The sequence below is a fragment of the Novosphingobium pokkalii genome, assembly GCF_014652855.1.
In the GTDB taxonomy this organism is placed as follows: Bacteria; Pseudomonadota; Alphaproteobacteria; order Sphingomonadales; family Sphingomonadaceae; genus Novosphingobium; species Novosphingobium pokkalii.
In genome coordinates this window covers 1-20969 of the sequence record NZ_BMZP01000015.1, presented here as the reverse complement: position 1 = coordinate 20969, position 20969 = coordinate 1, and the positions used below count along the sequence as shown (strand labels likewise).

Below are 20969 nucleotides of genomic sequence, written 5' to 3'. Positions count from 1 at the left end.
GAGATGTGGGGGACCATGGCGCCGGCCGGGTGCCGGCGTCGGTTACTTGTTGCGAAAGACCGGCGGCCGCTTTTCGAGGAACGATTGCCGCTTCTCCGCGGCATCCTCGGTCGATCGCGCCATGAAAACGGCGCGCGATTCGAGCTCGATCGCGGCTTCGAGGCTGCCGGCCGCCTGATTCAGCCACAGCGACTGCTTCGTCAGCCAGACGCCGAGCGGCACGTTGATGAGAATGTTGCTCGCAATCTCCAGCGCCGCTTCCATCAACTGATCCTCGGGCACCGAGCGGAGCACCAGCCCGATCCGTTCTGCCTCCTCGGCCAGGATAGGGCGCGCCGTAAGCAGGATCTCGGCGGCGCGCTGCGTGCCGACGGCCCGCGGCAGGAGATAGCTCATGCCCAGCTCGTGCCCGGTGCCGACATTGTGAATCGAGTTGACGAACTTGGCCGAACTCCCGGCGATGCACATGTCGGCAGCCAGCGCCAACGAGAAGCCGATGCCGGCGGCGGCACCGTTGACCGCGGCGATCACCGGCTGGGGCAATTGGCGCATCAGTACAGGGATCGAGGCCATGCCGGTCATGTGGTGGCGCGAGCGGTAGGTCGGCCCTAGGTCCGGATCATCGACCCATTGCGCGAGCCCCGAACTCCGCAGGTCGTGTCCGGCACAGAAGGCGCGACCGCTGCCCGTAAGGATCACCACGCGCGTCTTCGAATCGTGCTTCAGCGCACGCAGGATTTCGATCAGCTCGGCATAGGTGTCGATGGTGAAGGCGTTGAGTTGCTCGGGCCGGTTCAGCGTCAGCCGCCGCACACCGGGCAGGACCTCGTCGATCAAAATGTCAGCCATGGCGTATCCTCAGGCATCCCACCACTTGGCCTTGGCGAAGCTGTCGCCAAAGGGGTCGTCCCGATTGCGCAGCGCCTGCTTCAGCCCTGCGGTGGCCATGTCGTGCCGGAACTGGCTGCGGCGCGGGCCCCTTCCGAGATGCGCGACCGCATCCTGCCCGGCAGCAAAGCGCTGCAAGCTGCGCGCACCCTGCAGTTCCAGCGCCATGTTCACGACGCGCTTGTGCGTGGCGAGGATCTCCGGGTCGACCAGCGCCACGCGGCGCGCCAATGCCTCGACTTCGGTGTCGAGATCGGCGGCAGGCACGGCATCGAGGACCAGGCCGACGCGCGCGGCATCGCGGCCGAGCAGCGTGTCGCCGGTCATCAGGATGCGCTTGGTCCATTGCGGTCCGAGGTGATAGACCCACATGTGCGAGGGCGGGGTGCCGTTCGCGCGGGCGGCGGGGAAGCCGATCTTCGCATCGTCCGCCGCGATTACCATGTCGCAGAAGAACACGAGATCGGTGCCGCCGGCGAGGCAGTTGCCCTGTACCTTGGCGATTACAGGCTTGTGCAGATCGAAGATGGTCATCATGTGGCGCTGGGTCGCTTCCAGATGCCAGCTATCGTCGTCGACCGTGCCGAAGCGGGTGCGGTAGTGCAGTGCCTCGGCCGGCTCCGCCGCCTGGTCCGTCTTGACGTCGTTGTAGGTGGTGACAAGGTCGAAACCGGCGCAGAAGTCCTTGCCAGCGCCCTGCAGCACCACGACGTTGACGTCGGTTCTGTCGTCGGCCTCCATCAACGCGGCTTCGAGTTCGATCAGCATCTGCCGGTTCAGTGCATTTCGCTTGTCCGGCCGGTTGAGGGTGAGATACGCCACGGAGCCATCGACCTTGAAATCGATGCATTCCGCCGCCTTCAGCCACTTGCCCATGTACGCGCGCTCCCTTGCGTCACCTGTTCGGGGCGGCCGCCATTCTGGAGGTGCGGCCGATATGCCATGCGTCTCAGGCCGGCTTCGGCCCGGCCAGATGCTTGTCGAAGAAGTCGATCAGGGTGGCGAACAACTCTACCGACTGGGGAAGACGGAAATCGTGCGAGAAGGCGTGGCCGACCCCTTCCCACACATGCAACTGCGTGGGCACGCCGAGCTTCACCAACCGCGAATGGGTATGCGCCACCGAACTGAGCGCGAAGTCGCGGCTTCCGGAGATCAGCAGCGAGGGCGGGAACGCCGCGAGCGCCGCATCGGAGCGTAGCGGAAATACCGACGGATCCTGGCCATCGAGGCCGAGGAAATAGAGGTGCTCTTCCCAAGCAGGCATCGAACGGCCCGAAATGGCCGGCGCCCACTGGGCGGAATCGCCTTCACCCCAATAGCTTGCTGCGCCGAACAGAAGCGCGAGCGCGCCGGGCAGCGGCCGTCCCTCCTGTCGTAGCCGATAAAGTGCTTGGGTGGCCAGCAAGGCGCCCGCAGAATAGCCGAACAGGCCGATCGATTCTGCGCCGTAGATGTCAGCCAGCGCGCCGAGCACTGCGGCAACATCCTCCGCAGCGGCGGGATGCCGGTGTTCGGGCGCAAGCCGATAGTCGACGCTGACGACCTTGCACCCGGCGATGCCGGCGACCGGGACGGATTCGAGTTGGCCGCACATCCGCGCGCCGAAGGTGAGGCCGCCGGCGTGCAAGTTCACCAGAACGCGACCGTTCCACGTCGGAGCGACGCCGCCGGCCGGCTTGATGACTTCAACATGCACGCCGGCGAGATCATGGGGTTCGATCGTTACGTCGAACGTCTTGCGCTGCTTGGCGAGGATGCGCGGATAGAAATGCGTATCGATCCAGTCACGATAGGCGAGCACCGATTCGGCATTCGAGTCGATATAGGGTGGAGGCGGGGGAACGGCCGGGGCGGCAGCTGGCTGCGCGGGTCGCTCGGCGGCAGGCGCGGCTGCTGCGGCACCTGCCTGCTCGTGCTTTCGCAGGAGCGCACTGACCTTCGGCATGGTGAAGGAAGGGACCTGGATTTCGTTTCGCACCACCTGTCGAACCTCATTCGCCGTCGTTGAGCCGGAAAGCACCCTCGTTCGCCACTGGCGCGACGTCCGTTCCCCGGCATCGGCGCGCCGTAACGCGCCCGCGACACCGGGGGTGGCATCCCCCGAACGTCCGGGCCGGCCGGCCAGCCTCGAAATGCCCTTGCCTCTGTCGGAAGAATCGACATACTTGTCAAGTAATGGCGGAACGTTTCATCGGGGAGCCGATCTTGGCAGATTTAACCGACACCGAGCGGTTTTGCGGCAGCTGGGCGCTCGTCAGTTGGGAGCGATTCCGCGACGGGGCGTTCCTCGAATATCCGCTGGGTAGCGCCCCTGTCGGACTGCTGACCTATGATCCAGCCGGTTTCATGCAGGTGCAAATGGTCGCGCGCGCGCGCAGCCTGCCGACGTTCCGCAATCCGCGCGACGCGGCCCATGCGTCGTTGCGCGACCAACAGCCGCCTCCGGCGCAGGCGCTGGAACTGACGCGCGCGTATCAGAGCTTTGCCGGCTATGCCGGCCGCTTCGAGGTCGACGAGGCCAGCCAGGTGATCCGGCATCATCTGTGGACGGGGATCGATCCCCGCCTGGTTGCGGCCGTACAGGAGCGCGTGTACCGTTTCGTCGACGACGACACGCTGATCCTTCGCATCCGGCCGTATCCGGTCGAGGGAGTTGCGCATCATGACGTCATCCTGTGGCGCCGCGTAACCGCTGCCACGTTGCGCGACGCGGATGTCGACCGACGGCCGATCAGCGGAAGCGACGTAGCGACCTGATCGGTCCCGTACCCGAGATACCCACACGCAGGACGGCAGAGGAAAGGCCGCCGCGACGTTCCAAGGAGAGATGATGTCCGTCGAGGTCGAGGTCAGCGAGGGTGTCGCGGTGGTGACCCTGGCGCGTCCGGAAAAGAAGAACGCCATCACCATGGCGATGCGCCAGCAGCTTTGGGAGGTGTTCGAGGGGTTTCGCGAGGACGAGGCGGTTCGTGCGGTGGTGCTCACCGGCGCCGGGGGGGACTTTTGCTCGGGCATGGACGTGGGCGAGTTCGGCAGCCGCAGCGTGCGTGCGACGCTGGAGCGCATGCAGCGCCTGCACCGCATCAGCCGCGCCATCTACACCCTGAAAAAGCCGACAATCGCGGCGGTGTCGGGCGTGTGCATGGGGGTCGGCTGGAGCTATGCATTGTCGTGCGACCTGGTTCTTGCCAGCCACACCGCGCGCTTTTCGCAGATTTTCAACAAGACCGCGCTCGCACCGGACGGCGGGGCGGCGTGGTTGCTGGCGCGCAACGTCGGCCTGATGCGGGCGAAGGAAATCACCTACTCGGGGCGCTTCATCGACGCCGAGGAAGCGTTGTCGCTCAACTTGATCCTCGAGATCGCGCGCGAGACGCCGGTTCTCGACCGGGCGATCGACATCGCGCGCGGGTTCGCCAAGGGACCGGGCCTCGCGATGGAGATGGCCAAGCGGCAATATGAACTGGCCGGGAATACGGACTTTTGCAGCTTTCTCGAAAACGAGGCTGCGATGCAGCCCCTGCTGATGCGGTCGGAGGATTATCAGGAAGGGGTAAGCGCGTTCGGCGAGCGTCGTGCGCCGCAATTCCGGGGAACGTGAGATGACCGGGAATAAAAGATTGACAACATCGTCAAATTTTGGCGATGCCGAAGTGCCGCGGGCGTGCTGCGAAACCGCAAGTGCAGCCAGGCAAGGAGTGGATGGGCAGTGGCTCTGATCTATGATGAATCACAGCGGCAAATCGCCGAGGAATGCGACCGCATCCTGAAGAATGCGTTTTCGGCGCCCGCGCTGAAGCAACTTCTCGAGCAGAGCGGCGCCTATGACACGGGCTTCTGGGACATTTGCGTAAGCCAGGGCTGGCCGGCGATTGCCGTTCCCGAGGCTGCCGGGGGCCTGGGCCTCGGCCTTTCCGAACAGGGAATCGTCGCGCAGGCGTGTGGCAAGGTGGTCTGCGGCGCCCCGTTTCTGAACACCGGCTATGCGGTCAGCGAGGCGATCGGCCGCTTCGGCGACGCGGCGGCCCGGGAAAAATGGCTTCCCGCGCTGGCGGCAGGCGAGGTGAAGGGCATCGTGGCGCTGGCCGAAGGCCGGGCCCCGCTACCCAAAGCGCCTGCGGTGCGGTTCGAAGACGGCAGGCTCACCGGTACCAAGACGGCGGTGCCCGGCGGCGGCGCCGGAGACCTCGCGATCGTGCTTGCCGCGACCTGCGACGGCCCGGCGCTCGTGCTTGCCGATCTCTCCGGCGCGGAAACGCGCCGGCACCTGCTGCCGACCTTCGACAACAGCCGGCTGGCCGCCGATATGGCCTTTGCCGGTACCCCGGCGCAACTGCTGGCCGCCGATGGTATTCAGGCTGCGCGGACTATCCTATGCCTCCTTGCGGTGGCGACCGCCCATGAGCAGGTCGGCGGGGCGGAAGCGGTGTTCGCGTCGGCGCGCGCCTATGCGCTGGAACGCTATGCGTTCGGCCAGCCACTTGCGGCCTTCCAGTCGATCAAGCACCGTCTTGCGGAAAACTACACGCTGATCGAATTGGCCCGCAGCAACGCCCAATATGCGGCGCACAACGTCGATGACCCGCATTTCGCCCGCTATGCCGCGGCTGCCCGGATTGCCGCGACGGAAGCCTATGACACCGCCTCGCGCGACGCGATGCAGGTGTTCGGCGGGCTTGGCGGAACCTGGGAGGCGGACCTCCATCTCCACCAGCGCCGCGCGCGGACGCTGGCGGTCGAGATTGGCAACAACCTGTTCTGGGAAGACGAACTCGTCGAGGAGCTGCGTCGTGCGTGCTGAAACGGCAATCCAGCAATATCGCGAAACCGCCCGTCGCTGGTTGGAGGCGCATGCGGCAACCCATGGCGCCCCGGCCCGGCGCGGGCTGACCCCGGAACAGGATCTGGCGCTGGGCCGGGCCTGGATGGCGCTGAAATATGACGCGGGCTATTCCGGGATCAACTGGCCCCGCGAGCATGGTGGCCAGGGGCTGGGGGCGCTGGAAAAACTCGCCTTCGAAGAAGAGGAAATGAAGTTCGGTTTTCCGACCGACTATTTCGCCGTCAGTCTGGGCATGCCGGTACCGATCATCCTGCGCTACCTCACCGGTGATTGGGTGCTCGAACGCGCGAGGGCGGCGCTACGCGGCGAGGAAATCTGGTGCCAGCTCTTCTCTGAACCTTCGGGCGGTTCGGACCTCGCGGGCCTGCGGTTGCGCGCCACGCAGGACCAAGCGACGGGCGACTGGCGGCTGGATGGGCAGAAGCTGTGGACCTCCTACGCCCAATATTGCGATTACGGCATCCTCGTCGCGCGGCACGATCCCACGCTCCTCAAGCATCAGGGCCTCACCTATTTCTGGGTGGACATGCGCGCGCCCGGAACCACCGTACGGCCGATCAAGCTGGCCGACGGCTCCGACCATGTGAACGAGGTCTTCTTCGACAACGTGCTCGTGCCGGATTCGCAGCGGCTCGGTCCGGTGGGCGGCGGCTTCAAGGTCGCACTGGAAACGTTGGTGATCGAGCGCCACCATGCCTCGGATCCTGCCGGATTCGGGCCGGCGCTCAACCTGTTCGTCCGGGAGGCGGCCGCGGCCGATGTGGATGGCGTGCCGCTGCTGGAGGACGGGCGCGTGCGCGAGCGCATCGCCCGAAATTACGCGCTCCAGAACGGCCTGCGTGCGATCCAGGCACGCAATCAGTTGATGCTGGGCCTCGGCATGGAGCCCGGTCCCGAAGGCGCGGTCAACAAGCTGGTCTCCGCCCGCGCGCGCCAGCGCCTGTCGGAGTTCGTGCTGGATTTGCGCGGAGCGGCCGGGGTGACCTGGGAACCGAGCGGACGGCTGGACGACTGGGTCCGTAGCTGGATCTCGGCGCCAACCGGACGGCAGGCGGGCGGATCAGACGAGATGCTGCTTAACACGATCGCCGAACGGATCCTCGGCTTGCCGCAGGATCACCGGCCGGACAAGGGCGTGCCCTTCAACCAGATCCCGAAATAGGTGTGCTCGGGGGCCGGCGCAGCCGCGCCGCGGCCATGGCAGCACACCCCTCTTCCTCAGCAGCAGGCCAATCCACAATGACCGATGCCTTTATCTGTGACGCCATCCGCACGCCGATCGGGCGCTATGGCGGCATCCTGAGCCGCATTCGGGCGGATGACCTCGGCGCGGTTCCGATCCGGGCGCTCCTGGCGCGCAATCCCGCGATCGATCCCGGTGCGATCGAGGAGGTCTTCTATGGCTGCGCCAACCAGTCAGGCGAAGACAATCGCAACGTGGCGCGGATGAGCTTGTTGCTTGCCGGCGTGCCGTGCCAGGTGCCGGGCGTCACGCTGAACCGGCTGTGCGCGTCGGGTCTCGAAGCGGTCGGCGCCGCCGCCCGGGCCATTCGCACCGGCGAGATCGCCCTCTCGATCGCTGGTGGGGTGGAAAGCATGACGCGCGCGCCGTTTGTGATGGGCAAGAGCGCCAGCCCCTTCGGCCGCGAGCAGAAGCTCGAGGACACGACGATGGGCTGGCGGTTCATCAACCCGGCGCTCGATGAGCTCTACGGCACGGAGACAATGCCGCGCACGGGCGAGAATGTGGCGACGGAGCACGGCATCGATCGGGCGTCCCAGGATGCATTCGCCCTGCGCAGCCAGCAACGGTGCGCAGAGGCCCAGCAAAACGGCTTCCTGGCGGCAGAGATCACGCCGGTCACCGTCCCCGGCGGCAAGCGCAGCGGGACGATCGAGGTGACGATGGATGAGCATCCGCGCTCCGATACGAGCCTCGAAGGCCTGGCCATGCTGAAGCCGCTGTTTGCGGACGGCACCGTCACGGCGGGGAATTCGTCCGGCATCAACGACGGTGCGGTGGCGCTGATCGTGGCGAGCGAGGCCGCAGCCAAGCGCTACGGGCTCACGCCGCGCGCGCGAATTCTTGGCATGGCCTCGGCCGGGGTGGAGCCGCGGGTGATGGGCATCGGGCCGATCCCCGCCTGCGAGAAGCTGATGGGGCGCCTCGGGCTCGGCATCGCCGATTTCGATTCCATCGAGCTGAACGAGGCCTTTGCCAGTCAGTCGCTGGCGGTGCTGCGCGGCCTGGGCCTGCCCGACGATGCGCCGCAGGTGAACCCGAATGGCGGAGCGATCGCGCTCGGCCACCCGCTCGGCATGTCCGGCGCTCGACTTGCGATGACCCTCGTCCATCAACTCGAGGCTATGGGCGGTCGACGCGGGCTCGCCACGTTGTGCGTCGGGGTAGGAATGGGCGTCGCGCTGGCGGTGGAGCGCGTGTGACCAGCCGCCACTGGTCTGAAGCCGCGGCCGTGCCGTCGGCAGCGGCAGGCGGCGACGGTCGTCGCTCGACGCACCATCTGGTCGTTGCGTGCGGAGACAGGAGGTGAGCGCCGAAGGCTTTTTCGCTGCCGCGGCGCGGACGGCGGACAGGCCCGCCGCCATCCTTGGCGATAGTGGGGAAGGGATCAGCTTCGTCGATCTCGCCGCGCGCTCGGCCGATCTCGCGGGCAGGCTTCGTTACGACCTTGCCGAGGGCGACCGCGTCGCGATCCTGCTCAAGAACGATCTCGATTATTTTGTCGCCGCCTGGGCGGCGCGCCGCTCGGGCCTGCGCTACGTGCCGATCAACTGGCACCTCCAGCCTGCCGAAACCGCTTATATCATCGAGAACAGCGAAGCCCGCGCGGTGGTTTCCAGCATCGGCCTCGGAGCATTGGCGAGGGCGGCGACCGAGACCACTGCACGGTCGGCGTTGATGCTGTCGATGGACGCACCGTTCGGTGCGTTTCGTTCCATCGCCGATGTACCCGGGCTGCCGAGTTTCGAAGGCCGCGAGGGCTCGGCGATGATGTATTCGTCAGGCACCACCGGCACGCCCAAGGGCATATTGCGGCCGCTTGGCACCCAGCCTGTCGGCGCGCCCGGCCCTGGCGAACTCCTGATGCGGCACGCTTATGGGGTCGGTGCGGACTCGGTGTTTCTCGCGCCCGGCCCGCTCTACCACGCCGCCCCGCTGGCCTGGACGATGGGAACGCAGGTGCTCGGCGGGACCAGCGTGGTTCTATCTTCCTTCGACGCCGAAGCGGTGCTCGCGGCGATCGAGCGGTTCCGCGTCACCCATGCCCTGTTCGTGCCGACCCATTTCGTGCGCATGCTCAAGCTGCCCGAGGCGGTGCGCCGGCGCTATGACCTGTCCAGCCTCAAGGCCGCGATCCATGCCGCTGCGCCTTGCCCGCCAGAGGTCAAGCGCCGGATGATCGAGTGGCTCGGACCGGTGATCGAGGAATTCTACGGGGCGAGCGAGGGCGGCTTCGTGACCGTCTCGAGCTCGGAGTGGCTGGAACGTCCCGGGACGGTCGGCCGGTCGATGGCAGGGCCGATCCGGATCCTCGACGACGATGGCCGAGATCTGCCGCGCGGAACCAAAGGTGTGGTCTACTTTCAGATGTCGATGCCCTTCGAATATTACAAGGAGCCCGACAAGACCGGCGAAGCCATTCGGGACGGACAATGGTGCACCGCTGGCGATATCGGCTATCTCGACGAGGACGATTTCCTGTTCCTGGTCGATCGCAAGAGCAACATGATCATTTCGGGCGGGGTCAATATCTACCCACAGGAAGTCGAGAGCCTGCTGGCCCTGCATCCGCTTGTCGAAGACCTGGCGGTAATCGGGATCCCGAATGCGGAATTCGGCGAGGAGGTGAAGGCCGTCGTGGCGCTTGCGAGGGGGCAGGCGCCGTCGCAAGCGCTGGCCGAAGAACTGATCGCCTACTGCCGCGCGCGGCTGGCTCACTACAAATGCCCCCGATCGGTTGATTTCGTTGCTGAGATTCCCCGCCTGCCGAGCGGCAAGGTGCGCAAGCAGGCCCTGCTGGAGCGATACCGGGAGACGGCCTGACAGCGCCGCGATGCGCGGGCGGCCCGAGAGATAGGAGAGGCACATGTACGACGTCATGCAAGGCATCAAGGTCGTGGAAGTCGCGGAGCACACCTTCGTCCCGGCCGCCGCGATGATTCTGGCCGATTGGGGCGCCGACGTGATCAAGGTCGAGCGCAGCACCGGCGGCGGCGACCCCGGCCGCGCCCTGGCGATTCCCAATTCCGGGCGTGACGGCTTCAACATGTACTTTGAAGCGGGAAATCGCGGGAAACGCTCGCTCGCGCTGGACCTGACGCAGCCCGACGGGCGCGCCATCCTGCATAAGCTCATCGCCAGTGCCGACATCTTCATCACCAATTTGCGGGCGGATGCGCGTGCCAAGCTGGGCATCGAGGCAAGCGAGGTGATGTCGGTGAACCCGCGCATCATCTATGCTCGGGGTACCGGCTATGGCTTGCAGGGGCGCATGGCAAATGATGGCGGGTTCGACTATCCGTCCTCCTGGTGCAGGTCCGGCTCCGCCTATATGCAGACCGCTCCTGGCGGCGAACCGCCGATGCAGCCGGGCTCGATCGGCGATCTCGGCGGCGGTGCGATGCTGGCAGGTGCGATCTCGGCGGCGCTGTTCCGGCGGGAACGCACCGGCAGGGGCGCAATCGTCGACAACGCGCTCTATCTGGTGGGCATCTATCTGATGTCCCAGTCGATCGTCGCGGCGGGCATGGGCCTCGAGCGCGGGCCTAACCCGCTGCGGGCGGACAGCTTCAACGCGATCATGAACGTCTACAAGACCAAGGATGATCGCTGGATTTCGCTCTGCCTGCTGATGGAGCAATGGTGGCCAGATCTGGTGCGGCATCTCGATCGGCCCGATCTCCTCGGAGACGAGCGCTTCAAGGACGCGGCCGCGCGGTTCGCGAACCGGCGGGCATTGATCGCCACGTTCGATATGCTCTTCGCGCAGCATGATTTCGACTATTGGAAGGACAAGCTGGCGACGCTGCAGGGGGTATGGGCGCCGGTCCAGTCGCCGGCCGAGGTGATCACGGACGATCAGGCGCTCGCCAACGGCTTCGTGACCGAGATCGTCGCCGGCGACGGGCGCGGTTACCTGGGCGGTGCATCGCCCGCGCAATTCGACGAACAGCCGATCGGTATACTCAAGGCTGCGCCCGCCTATGGTGCGGATGGCGAGGCGATCCTGAGCGAACTCGGCTTTTCCACGGAGGACGTCGCGGCGCTCAAGGCCAGGCAGATCATCCGCTGAGGCGAGGTGGCGCCGGGGGCGCAGCGGGGAACAGGAGATCGAAGATGGACTATCGCTATCTGGGTCGCAGCGCGTTGCGGGTTTCTCCGCTCTGCCTGGGCGCCATGATGTTCGGCGGAGAGGCCGACGAGGCTTGCTCCCGCATCATCATCGATCACGCGTTTGCGCATGGCATCAACTTCATCGACACGGCCAATGTCTATAACGGGGGGCGCTCGGAGGAGGTCGTAGGGCGCGCCATCGGGGGGCGGCGTTCGGCGTTCGTGGTCGCGACCAAGTTCGGCTTCCCCGGTACCGCCGCACCCGGGCCGAACGATTTCGGACAATCGCGCAAGCACATCTTCCAGGCCGTGGACGATAGTCTGCGCCGGCTGGCGAGCGACTATATCGACATTGTCTACTTCCACCGGGCGCTTGCGGGCGTGCCGCTGGAAGAGGGCGTGCGGGCGCTGGGCGACCTGATCGGCCAGGGCAAGGTACGCTATTGGGGCGTGTCGAACTTCCAGGGCTGGCGCATTGCCGCGGCGGCGAAGATGGCGGCGGATCTGGGCGTCGACCCGCCGATCGCGAGCCAGCCGCTCTACAATATTGTCGCGCGTGGCGCCGAAACCGAGCAACTCCCGGCAGCCGTCCATTTCGGCATCGGCAGTGTGACGTATAGCCCCCTCGCACGCGGCGTCCTGACCGGGAAATACGGCGCGGGTGCCGATCCCGACCCGGAATCGCGTGCCGGCCGCGGCGATGTGCGGCTGGCCCAGACGGAATGGCGGACGGAGTCGCTGTCGATCGCGCAGGCGATCGCCGAGCGCGCTGCGGCCCGCGGAGTCTCGCCGATCGCATTCGCGGTCGCCTGGGTGCTGCGCAACCGATTGGTGAGTGCAGCCGTCGCGGGGCCGCGCACGCTGGCGCAGTGGGAGGCCTATGTCGCCGCGCTCGCGGTCGAACTCGACGCCGAGGACGAAGCGTTCATCGATGCGCTGGTGCCGCGCGGCCACGCATCGACGCCCGGCTACACCGATCCGGCTTTCCCGGTGGAAGGCCGGATCGTCTGAGCATCCGGGTCACGCCTTGCGAAAGTTTGGCAGCACCCACCCGTCGTTGATCGGGGTCCACTCGACCGTGACCTTCATGCCGATGTGCACGTCCTCGGCATCGCAGCCGGTTACGTTCGCGATCAGCCGCGCGCCCGGTGCCCCGTCCAGGTCGACCACCACCGGCACATAGGTGAATTCCTCGCCATTGGCGGGATTCCGGTTGCAGATCGCGAAGCTGAAGATCTCGCCGGTTCCCGGCAAGCTCGGCCATTGGACCTCGAAGCTCGAACATTCCGGGCAAACCGGCGTCGGTGGCATGCGGAAATGCCCGCACTGCGCGCATTGGCACGCGGTCAGCCGATGCTCCTTGGCAGCCAACCAAAAGGGTTCCGTGGCAGTGTTGGTGGTGATGGCGATCTGCTCGCCGGGGAGCAGATGTGCAGGGCCATAGCGCAGTGCATCGCTCATCTCAGGCACTCCTCAGCACGAGACTGGAAACGGGCAGCGGAGCGGGGCCGCCGCTGACCAGGGCAAATTCGCAATCGCGTACTTGGTTGACCGTCGTTCCCCGCACTTGCTCGACGGCCTCGGTGATGTGCGTCATGCCGATGATATAGGCTTCGCTCAGGTTGCCCCCATGGGTGTTGACCGGCGTTCCCCCGTTCACGCCCCTGCCGGTAGCAGAATCGAAACGCAGCTTGCCGGAAAGTACATAATCGTTCGCCTCGCCGCGTTCGCAGAAGCCGTAGTCTTCCAGCTGCATCAGTACCATCGGCGTGAAGTGATCGTAGAGCAGGGCCACGTCCATATCCTTCGCCGACAGGCCCGACTGCCTCCAGATGCGGCTCGCGGTGAAGCTGTGCCCGGAACTGGCGAAATAGGGATCGGGCATGCCGTACCAGGTGAAGGCGCGCCCCCATTCGCGTTGGCCGCCATGGGCGACGGCGTGGACATAGGCGGGCTTCTGCCGGCAGTCGCGCGCGCGCTCGGCAGTTGTGGTGACGATCGCCACCGCGCCATCGGTTTCGAGGCAGAAATCCAGCCGGCGCAGTGGGTCCGCCAGCATCGGCGAGGCGAGATAGTCTTCCTTGGTCAGTGCTTTCCGGCGGATCGCCTTAGGGCGATTGAGGGCGTGCCCGCGCGTGGCGATCGCAACCTCGCCGAACGCATCCCGGGTGGTGCCGTAGAGGTGCATGTGCCGCCGCGCGAGGACACCGATCAGGTGCCCCGGGCCGACGAGGCCGCTGGGCTGGAGGAAGCTGTTCTCCGGATCCGGCGCCATTTTGCCGAAGACGGTGCCCAGCCTGGCCTGGGGCAGTTGCTGGAGCGCCATTACCGTGACGCAATAGGTGCAATCCTCGTTCATCAGCGCCGCCGTGGCAAGCCCCACCGCCCCCACCGAACCGCCCCCGCCCGAAGTGATCGACGCGGTGAACGAGATGTGGGGCATGCCCAGCATTTCCATCAGCGTGGCCGAATCGAACTTGCCCGTGTAGCCCATGCCCGCGCCGGAATAGTAGGCGATGCCATCGACCTGCTTGATCGATATCCCGGCGTCCGCGCAGGCTTTCAGGATGGCTTCGGCGGCCATTTCATAGACCGTACGGGGTTGGCTCTGGCCGCGTACATAATAGTCCGTCGCGCCAATGCCGACGATCGCGGTCTTGTCCTGGTTTACCCAACCCATTGCAGTGTCCTTCGAAATTCCCGGATCGCCCCAGCGGTGCGGCCTTCAGCGATCCCGCACCCGGGCGATTGTCTGCGTCGATTGCAGCCTTTTCTGACGATTATGTCAACTTTAGGCGGCGCGGGCGAATGCATCAGTGGATCGCGATTGCGATCTTGCCGAAGAAGCCATGGCCTTCCAGTATCTGAAGGCCCCTCGCCAGATCCTCCAGCGGAAACACCCGATCCACCACCGGGCGAATGCGGTTCACCTCGATCGCGCGCAGCATCGCTTCGACGGTGTCGCGATTGCCGGTGAGGATCGGCACGATCTGGCGGCCTGCGACGCGCTGCCGCGTGGGCTCGCCCCCGAGCAGGCCGACCGATGCGATAGCGCCGTCCGCATTGAGCGCCGCAACCGCCTGGTCTAGTTCGCTGGTGCCGACGACGTCGATCAGCAGATCGCCGCCGCGCCCGGCTTGCTGCCGGATCGCTGCCGCCCAATCCGGATCGCGCCGATAGTTGACGCAGATGTCCGCGCCGAGCGCCCACGCGCGCGCCAGCTTGGCATCCGACGACGAGGTGATTGCCACTTGCGCTCCGGCCGCCTTGGCGAATTGAAGGGCCGCGACCGAAACGCCGCCGGTTCCTTGCAGGATTACGAGGTCTCCGGGGTGGATCGGGCGTGCCAGGGTCAACGCACTCCATGCGGTCGCGCCAGCGCAGGGCAGAGTTGCGGCCTCGAGATCGCCGAGCATGGCGGGGATGGCGACCAAGCTTTCCGCCGGGAAGATCGCCATCGATGCCGCCGTGCCGTCGACCGGGCCGCCGAGATGCGCGCTGGTCAGCGTCTCGAAGCCCCCGCGGATCCAGCCGAGCGCGAAAATCGGCGCGACGCGCATGCCCGGCGCTACCCGCGTGACCTCTGGGCCCACCGCAGCGACCTCGCCGCAGCCGCAGGACAGCGGAACATAGGGCCCCCGATCCGCCATGCCGGGGAGCTTGCCGCGCAGGGCGAGCAGATCGCGATAGTTGAGGCTGGCGGCGCGCATGCGCACAAGGGCTTCGCCGGGTCCGGGCGGCGACAGGTCGAACGGCTCGATCCGCAGGCTCTCGATCCCGCCGCTCGGCGTCGCCAGGACACGTCGGGCCGCCCCTTGATCGGTCACGCGAATGCAGCCATGCGGGCGTGCCCGGCCACGACATCCTTGAACGAACTGCCTTCCGCCACCATGCGCTCGATCAGCGGCGAAGGTGCAAAGGCGTCGCCATGGCGGGCCTGCAGCGCCGTCAGCTTGTCCCGCACCGCTGCCGCGCCCAGCAGGTCCGCCCAGAACATCGGGCCGCCCCGATAGCGGGGCCAGCCATATCCCGCCAGCCAGACCACGTCGATGTCCGACGCGGTGCGCGCGATGCCCTCGTCGAGAATGCGCGCGCCCTCGTTGACCATGGCGAGGAGGATGCGATCGACGATTTCATCTTCCGCGATGGCCCGGCGGGCGATCCCTTGCGCCTTGGCGAAATCCTCGATCACCTGCATGACCAGGGGCGCCGGCGTCGGCCTTCGGCTTGCGTCATAATCATAATAGCCGCCGCCGCTCTTTTGGCCGTGGCGACCCATTTCGTTGAGGATGTCACGAACGGTTGCCGACTGCGAGGTGGCGCGGTTCCAGCCCACGTCCAGCCCGGCGAGATCGCGCATCTGATATTGCCCCATCGGGAAGCCGAATGCGTAGAGGGCCTCGTCCACCGCCCAGGGCGTCGCACCTTCCAGCAAGAGTTGGTCCGCCTGGGCGCTGCGCGCGAAGAGCATGCGATTACCGACGAAGCCGAAGCCGTTGCCGACGGTGACGCCCAGCTTGCCGATCCGCTTGACGACCGCCATTGCGGCGGCGAGCACCGCTGGTGCTGTCTGGCGCGTGCGCACCACCTCCACCAGTTTCATGATGTGCGCCGGCGAGAAGAAGTGCAGGCCGAGCACATGATCGGGACGGCTGGTGGCGCTGGCGATCGCCTCGATGTCCAGATAGCTGGTGTTCGAGGCGAGAATGGCGCCGGGCCTGGCCGCGGCGTCCAGCTTCCGAAACACCTCCTGCTTCACCTCCATCAGTTCGAATACTGCTTCGATCACCAGATCGGCGGTACCGATATCGGCGATATCGGTCGTGGCGATGAGCAGGCCCATCCGCCGGCTCATCGCCGCTTGATCCAGCTTCCCCTTGCTGACAGCCCCTTCATAGTTGCGGCGGATCGCAGCTACTCCGCGCGCGAGAGCCTCCTCCTTGGTGTCCACCAAGGTGACCGGCAGGTCGGCGTCGAGAAAGTTCATCGCGATGCCGCCGCCCATCGTTCCGGCGCCGATGATCGCCACTTTTTCGATCGGCATGGCCGGCAGGCCTGCGGGCAGATCGCGCAGCTTCGCCGCCTCGCGCTCGGCGAAGAAGACATGGCGCAAGGCCGCCGACTGGCTATCCGATACCAGTTCGTCGAACAACGCGCGCTCCCGTAGCAGCGCCTCGTCGAACGTCAGCGTCGAAACCGCCATCTCGATGCATTGGATGCAGGCCTCGGGCGCCTTGAAGCCGCGAAAGGCTTTGGTGTTGGCCTTGCGGAAATCCACGAAGAGCGCGGCGTCGCCGCGCGCCGCGTCGAGCTTTTCGCGCCGGTCGCGAACCTTGATCAGCGGCAGGCGCTCGTCGATCACCTTGCGGGCGAAGGCGATCGCATCGGCGCGCAGCGTTTCTTCGCCAGTCAGGGTGTCGACCAGCCCGGAGGCATGGGCTTCGTCCGCGCCGATCTGGCTGCCGCTGGTGATCATTTCCAGCGCCTTGCGAACCCCGACCAGTCGGGGAAGGCGCTGGGTGCCGCCTGCACCGGGCAGGATGCCGAGCTTGACCTCGGGCAGGCCGAGCCGGGCCGAGGGCACGGCGACGCGCCAATGCGCGACCATCGCCAGTTCAAGTCCCCCGCCTAGAGCCGTGCCATGGATTGCCGCAACGACCGGCTTGGCGGAGCTTTCGACGAGCAGCTGGAGATCGCGCAGGCTGGGTTCCACCGGCGGCTTGCCTAGTTCGGTAATGTCGGCACCGGCAAAGAACGTCCGGCCCTTGCAGAGCACGACGACGGCATCGACGGCGCCATCGTCCTGGATCTGCCGGATGGCTTTGGCGAGCCCCTGCCGCACCGGCGCCGACAGCGCGTTCACGGGAGGGCTGTCGATCGTCACGACGGCGATGCGTCGTTCGACCTCCCAGGAGGTAACGGCGTTGATCTGCATGAAACGACTGACTCCCCAAGTCCACTGGCGCCGGAACCCGGCACCGCCTCCGATATCGGTGGTCGCGTGTCTATTTCGGTGGCATCCGGATCCCGCCGTCGATGCGGATCAGCTGGCCGTTGAAATAGCTGTTGCGCACCAGTTCGAGCACGATACTGGCAAATTCTTCCGGATGGCCGAGACGGCGGGGGAACGGCACCGACTTCCCGAGATTGTCGAACACCGCCTCGTTATATTCTTTCACCTTGAGCATCGGCGGGGTGGCGAAGATCCCCGGTAGGATCGCGTTGACGCGAATGCCAGCATCCATCAGGTCGCGGGCCATCGGGAGAACCATGGCGTTGACCGCGCCCTTGCCGCCGCCATAGGCAACCTGACCGACCTGCCCGTCCTGCGACGCGGCCGACGAGGTGAAGATCAGGCAGCCGCGCTCGCCATCCTCGCTGATGGGGTCCGCATTAGCCATGCCGAGCGCCGCTAGCGAAGCGATGCGATAGGTTGCCGTGAAGATGCCGTCCGCGGAGCGGGCGATCTGTTCGGTGGGTGTGCGCTTGTAGCAGTTGTTGGCTTTATCCCAGCTCAGCGTCTTGCCGCCGCCCGTGACGACCGCGCAGTGGACGAGAATGCGTTCCTGGCCGTGCGCCGCGCGCGCCTTGGCGAAGCCGGCCTCGACACTGGCTTCATCGAGGATGTTCACGTTGCAGAATACGCCGCCGATGTTCTTGGCGATGGCTTCGCCCGCCTCCTCGCTGATGTCGAAAATGGCCACCCGGATACCCGTGGCAGCCAGCGCCTCGGCGGTGGCACGGCCGAGTCCGGAAGCCCCTCCGGTGACGATGGCGGACATCCCCTCGTTGATCTTCATGTTGTCATCCTCTCGATCGGCGACTCGCACGCTGTGACTCGACTAGCGAATTTAACTCGGTCGCCGAAGTGACTCTTGTGTCAAAAGTTCGAACGCGCAGCCTCGCGCCTGGACTGCGGCCTCTGCCGTTCGCAGCCGCGCTTGCACGCAAGCGAAGTGCCGCGCCCATAGCCTCGGGCGCACGAACGGAGACAGCGACCATCGCCATACGCTTTGATTGACGACTGTGTCAAATAACGCTTGTCGACGCCTTTGGCCTGGCGTTACACAGCCGTGGCGGCGCGGGCCCTGGTTGACGCGGAAGCGATCAATCCGGGTCCCGCGAGGCAAAAGAGACAGTCTGTAAGACAAGCGATTTACAGGAGAGCAACATGGCGTTCGACATCCAATCCTATCGCGTCGATGGAAAGGTGGCGATCGTCACCGGTGCCGGCGGTCGCGGCAACAGCATCGGGCGGGCCTATGCCCTGGGTCTGGCGGGCGCCGGTGCCGCTGTGGTGGTCGCAGACCTGAACGGCGAAGGCGCGGCTCGAGTCGCGGACGAGATCACGGCGCGGGGCGGGAAGGCGCTTGCCGTGCAGGTCGACATCACCGACACGGCTTCGGTGGCGGCGATGGCGGCCGCGGCGAAGGCGGCATTCGGCGGCGTCGATATCCTCGTGAACAACGCGGCGCTGATGACCGAGCTTTCCTACGCGCCGCTGGTCAAGACGGCGATCGCTGACTGGAACCGCACGCTCGACGTGAATCTCACCGGCGCGCTCAACTGCGTCCACGCGATCGTACCGATGATGCTTGAACGGGGCGGCGGCAAGATCGTCAATCAGGTTTCGGGGGGCGCCTATCCGCCGAAGACACTGTATGGCATCAGCAAGATTGCGCTGGTCGGTCTGACCACGGCTCTGGCGTACGAGCTCGGCCCGCAGGGGATCAATGTCAACGCGATCGCGCCCGGCAACACCAATTCGGATGCGGGCGCGTCGCTCACGCCGCCGGGTTCGCCGTTCCGCACGATGCTCGAAAACACGGTGGCCATGCGCGTGCAGGGCGAACCCGACGAACTCGTCGGACCGCTGCTGCTGTTGTGTTCGTCTGCCGGCGACTGGATGACCGGGCAGACCCTGAAGGTGGACGGCGGCTGGATCATCGCGCCCTGAAGTGGCGGCTGAACCGGCGGCGCGCGGCGTGCGCCGCCGTTCATTCGCAGATACCATTAAGGACAGTGGAATGATCGATCTTCCCGGAACACCATACCGTCTTGCCGCAGATCCCGAGATGCTGGCCGATCTCGAGGCGCGGCTGCGGGCGGCGCGATTTCCCGCGCAGCAGGCGGGCGCCGATTGGGAAACCGGCACGCCGCTCGACTATATGCGTCGGCTGCGCGACTATTGGGTGGAGCAGTTCGACTGGCCGCAATGGGTGGCGCGGATCAACGCGTTCGAGCAACGCATCGTGCCCGTAAGGGGCGAGCGCATCCACGTCCTCGTCGAGCCAGGGTCGGGGTCTGATCCCGTGCCGCTGGTGCTTACCGCCGGATGGCCGGGGAGCTTCCTGGAGTTCATCGACATCATTGACCGGCTGGCGCATCCTGAACGACATGGTGGCAGGATCGAGGATGCGTTCACCGTGATCCTGCCCAGCCTGCCCGGCTATGGGCTTTCGCCCGCACCCGCGAAACCGCTCACGCCGCGCGACATCGCGGCGCTTTGGTCGGCGTTGATGGTCGATGGCTTCAAGGTGAACCGGTATCTCGCCTATGGCAGTGACTGGGGCTGTCTCGTCACCGCGACTTTGGCGCATGAATTCCCCGAGGCGCTCAGCGGAATCATGATGACGGGCTCCGGCGGCACGCCCGATTTCGCGGCGGGGCCGCCGATGACCGCCGAGGAGCAGCAATGGCTACAGGCGTTCCAGGCGGCGATGGTTTCCGAATCCGGGTATCAGGCGATCCAGGGCACCAAGCCGCAGACCTTGGCCTATGCGCAGACCGATTCCCCGATCGGGCTCGCCGCGTGGATCGTGGAGAAGTTCCAGGGCTGGACGAGGCACGGCAGCGGCGAGGATCCGCCCTTTGCGATGGACGTGTTGCTCGCCAATGTGATGCTGTACTGGATCAACGGCTCGCTCGCGCCGAGCTGGCTCTACATGTTCCTCGATGCCGCGCGGGTGCCGCGCCGCGGCAAGGCGAAGGTGCCGGCGGCCTTCATGGTACCGCCGCGCGACCTGTTTCCGCCCATCCCGCGCAGTTGCCTAGAGCGCCTTTATGACGTCGCCGATTACAGCTTGGCCGGGCTCGGCCATTTCCCGGGAATGGACAGCCCGGACATTCTGGTCGCGGAACTGCGCCGCATGCTCATGCCGCTCGCGCGCCGATAACGTGCGGGACGCGGCGCGGCGCAGGAGCGGCCCCCGCAATCATTCTGGGCCCCAGACGATCGGGAGCGAGTTCACACCCCATACGCCGACGGTATGGTAGGTCATCTGCTGCCGGGAGCGATGCGAATGTTCGGGAAAGCGGCGAGCACTTCCTCCAGCACTACCTTCATCTCCATTCGGGCGAGATGGATGCCCAGGCAGTAATGGATGCCGCCGCCAAAGGTCATGCCGCGGTCCTTGCGCGCAAAATCCAGCGCGTGCGGATTTGGGTATTTCCGTGCGTCGCGGCTGGCCAGCATCGTCGGAAGGTTTACCCAGTCGCCCGCCGTCATCTTAACGCCCCGGAACTCGAAGTCCTTGATCACGGTACGCCGGTTGCGCACCTCGCCATAGGCGCGGCACAGTTCGTCGACGGCGTGCAGGATGTTGTTGGGATCGCAGCGGATCTGGTCCTGCAGTTCCGGTTCGCGGGCTAAGCGGTACATTTGCCAGCCCATGCTGCCGAGTACCGTGTCGAGACCGGCGGCATAGAGCAGCGAGCGTATTCCGATGACATCGTGGTGATCGAGCGGCGCGCCATTTACCTGCGCCGCCAGAATTTTGTCAATCGGCGTCCAATCGGGACCCCCTATCGGCGCGCAAAAGGGGGTCTGACTCAAATTCCGTGCAATCCAGGTCACGCTGGCGCCATAACTCTGGCTTT

General features: G+C 66.0%; 19 protein-coding genes. 10 read left to right on the top strand and 9 right to left on the bottom strand.

Annotated elements, in window-relative coordinates; all coding sequences use genetic code 11:
- Positions 1–42: 42 nt before the first annotated feature.
- From IE191_RS14870 to IE191_RS14860, 3 genes are all read right to left on the bottom strand, one after another.
- The gene (locus tag IE191_RS14870; RefSeq protein ID WP_191325174.1) at positions 43–849 is read right to left on the bottom strand and encodes an enoyl-CoA hydratase/isomerase family protein; all 807 of its coding nucleotides are present in this window, start codon (positions 847–849) and stop codon (positions 43–45) included.
- 9 nt (positions 850–858) lie between these two features.
- Positions 859–1764 (bottom strand): crotonase/enoyl-CoA hydratase family protein, encoded by a 906-nt coding sequence (locus IE191_RS14865; RefSeq protein ID WP_191325173.1) that lies wholly within the window; start codon positions 1762–1764, stop codon positions 859–861.
- Positions 1765–1837: 73 nt separating this feature from the next.
- Positions 1838–2872: an alpha/beta hydrolase gene (locus IE191_RS14860; protein WP_191325172.1), complete on the bottom strand. Its 1035-nt coding sequence runs from the start codon at positions 2870–2872 to the stop codon at positions 1838–1840.
- 194 nt (positions 2873–3066) lie between these two features.
- On the opposite strand from IE191_RS14860, the gene IE191_RS14855 reads away from it, so the two are divergent.
- From IE191_RS14855 to IE191_RS14820, 8 genes are all read left to right on the top strand, one after another.
- A complete protein-coding gene (locus tag IE191_RS14855; RefSeq protein WP_191325171.1) occupies positions 3067–3648 on the top strand; it encodes a lipocalin-like domain-containing protein in 582 nt (193 codons plus the stop codon).
- Positions 3649–3721: 73 nt separating this feature from the next.
- The gene (locus IE191_RS14850; RefSeq protein WP_191325170.1) at positions 3722–4492 is read left to right on the top strand and encodes an enoyl-CoA hydratase/isomerase family protein; all 771 of its coding nucleotides are present in this window, start codon (positions 3722–3724) and stop codon (positions 4490–4492) included.
- A 108-nt stretch (positions 4493–4600) separates the two neighbouring features.
- Positions 4601–5692 (top strand): acyl-CoA dehydrogenase family protein, encoded by a 1092-nt coding sequence (locus IE191_RS14845; RefSeq protein ID WP_191325169.1) that lies wholly within the window; start codon positions 4601–4603, stop codon positions 5690–5692.
- Positions 5682–6896 carry an acyl-CoA dehydrogenase family protein gene (locus tag IE191_RS14840; protein WP_191325168.1) on the top strand — a complete coding sequence of 405 codons (1215 nt, stop codon included), beginning with the start codon at positions 5682–5684 and terminating at the stop codon, positions 6894–6896. Before IE191_RS14845 ends, IE191_RS14840 begins: the two co-directional genes overlap by 11 nt.
- 77 nt (positions 6897–6973) lie before the next feature.
- The gene (gene pcaF / locus IE191_RS14835; RefSeq protein WP_191325167.1) at positions 6974–8179 is read left to right on the top strand and encodes a 3-oxoadipyl-CoA thiolase; all 1206 of its coding nucleotides are present in this window, start codon (positions 6974–6976) and stop codon (positions 8177–8179) included.
- 103 nt (positions 8180–8282) lie between these two features.
- The gene (locus IE191_RS14830; protein ID WP_191325166.1) at positions 8283–9800 is read left to right on the top strand and encodes an AMP-binding protein; all 1518 of its coding nucleotides are present in this window, start codon (positions 8283–8285) and stop codon (positions 9798–9800) included.
- Between the two features lie 43 nt (positions 9801–9843).
- Positions 9844–11049, top strand: a complete 1206-nt coding sequence (locus tag IE191_RS14825) for a CaiB/BaiF CoA transferase family protein (RefSeq protein ID WP_191325165.1) — start codon at positions 9844–9846, stop codon at positions 11047–11049.
- 44 nt (positions 11050–11093) lie between these two features.
- Entirely contained in the window at positions 11094–12101 is a 1008-nt protein-coding gene (locus tag IE191_RS14820; RefSeq protein ID WP_191325164.1) for an aldo/keto reductase, read from the top strand.
- 9 nt (positions 12102–12110) lie between these two features.
- Here the strand turns inward: IE191_RS14820 and IE191_RS14815 are convergent, their stop codons facing one another.
- The 5 genes from IE191_RS14815 to IE191_RS14795 form a co-directional block, all read right to left on the bottom strand.
- Positions 12111–12551: a Zn-ribbon domain-containing OB-fold protein gene (locus IE191_RS14815; RefSeq protein WP_191325163.1), complete on the bottom strand. Its 441-nt coding sequence runs from the start codon at positions 12549–12551 to the stop codon at positions 12111–12113.
- Position 12552: 1 nt separating this feature from the next.
- On the bottom strand, positions 12553–13674 hold the full coding sequence (locus tag IE191_RS14810; RefSeq protein ID WP_229815426.1) for a thiolase C-terminal domain-containing protein: 1122 nt from the start codon (positions 13672–13674) through the stop codon (positions 12553–12555).
- 229 nt (positions 13675–13903) lie between these two features.
- Entirely contained in the window at positions 13904–14917 is a 1014-nt protein-coding gene (locus tag IE191_RS14805) for a zinc-dependent alcohol dehydrogenase family protein (protein WP_229815425.1), read from the bottom strand.
- Positions 14914–17025, bottom strand: coding sequence for a 3-hydroxyacyl-CoA dehydrogenase NAD-binding domain-containing protein (locus tag IE191_RS14800; protein WP_191325161.1), 2112 nt, complete (start codon positions 17023–17025; stop codon positions 14914–14916). Before IE191_RS14800 ends, IE191_RS14805 begins: the two co-directional genes overlap by 4 nt.
- Positions 17026–17095: 70 nt before the next feature.
- On the bottom strand, positions 17096–17890 hold the full coding sequence (locus IE191_RS14795) for an SDR family oxidoreductase (RefSeq protein WP_191325160.1): 795 nt from the start codon (positions 17888–17890) through the stop codon (positions 17096–17098).
- 371 nt (positions 17891–18261) lie between these two features.
- Here IE191_RS14795 and IE191_RS14790 point away from each other — a divergent pair, with 371 nt between their 5' ends.
- Together IE191_RS14790 and IE191_RS14785 are read left to right on the top strand one after the other, a co-directional pair.
- Positions 18262–19047 carry an SDR family oxidoreductase gene (locus tag IE191_RS14790; RefSeq protein WP_191325159.1) on the top strand — a complete coding sequence of 262 codons (786 nt, stop codon included), beginning with the start codon at positions 18262–18264 and terminating at the stop codon, positions 19045–19047.
- 70 nt (positions 19048–19117) lie between these two features.
- Positions 19118–20266: an epoxide hydrolase family protein gene (locus IE191_RS14785; RefSeq protein WP_191325158.1), complete on the top strand. Its 1149-nt coding sequence runs from the start codon at positions 19118–19120 to the stop codon at positions 20264–20266.
- Positions 20267–20367: 101 nt separating this feature from the next.
- On the opposite strand, the gene IE191_RS14780 is transcribed toward IE191_RS14785, so the two are convergent.
- Positions 20368–20969, bottom strand: a 602-nt coding sequence (locus IE191_RS14780; protein ID WP_229815423.1) for a cytochrome P450, incomplete at its 5' end; no start/stop codon positions are given.

Coding starts and splice junctions, on each gene's coding strand:
- IE191_RS14855 (WP_191325171.1), top strand. CDS start 3,067: ATGGCGGAACGTTTCATCGGGGAGCCGATCTTGGCAGATTTAACCGAC.
- IE191_RS14815 (WP_191325163.1), bottom strand. CDS start 12,551: ATGAGCGATGCACTGCGCTATGGCCCTGCACATCTGCTCCCCGGCGAG.
- IE191_RS14810 (WP_229815426.1), bottom strand. CDS start 13,674: ATGGCCGCCGAAGCCATCCTGAAAGCCTGCGCGGACGCCGGGATATCG.
- IE191_RS14870 (WP_191325174.1), bottom strand. CDS start 849: ATGGCTGACATTTTGATCGACGAGGTCCTGCCCGGTGTGCGGCGGCTG.
- IE191_RS14865 (WP_191325173.1), bottom strand. CDS start 1,764: ATGGGCAAGTGGCTGAAGGCGGCGGAATGCATCGATTTCAAGGTCGAT.
- IE191_RS14825 (WP_191325165.1), top strand. CDS start 9,844: ATGTACGACGTCATGCAAGGCATCAAGGTCGTGGAAGTCGCGGAGCAC.
- IE191_RS14820 (WP_191325164.1), top strand. CDS start 11,094: ATGGACTATCGCTATCTGGGTCGCAGCGCGTTGCGGGTTTCTCCGCTC.
- pcaF (WP_191325167.1), top strand. CDS start 6,974: ATGACCGATGCCTTTATCTGTGACGCCATCCGCACGCCGATCGGGCGC.
- IE191_RS14790 (WP_191325159.1), top strand. CDS start 18,262: ATGGCGTTCGACATCCAATCCTATCGCGTCGATGGAAAGGTGGCGATC.
- IE191_RS14785 (WP_191325158.1), top strand. CDS start 19,118: ATGATCGATCTTCCCGGAACACCATACCGTCTTGCCGCAGATCCCGAG.
- IE191_RS14850 (WP_191325170.1), top strand. CDS start 3,722: ATGTCCGTCGAGGTCGAGGTCAGCGAGGGTGTCGCGGTGGTGACCCTG.
- IE191_RS14795 (WP_191325160.1), bottom strand. CDS start 17,890: ATGAAGATCAACGAGGGGATGTCCGCCATCGTCACCGGAGGGGCTTCC.
- IE191_RS14800 (WP_191325161.1), bottom strand. CDS start 17,025: ATGCAGATCAACGCCGTTACCTCCTGGGAGGTCGAACGACGCATCGCC.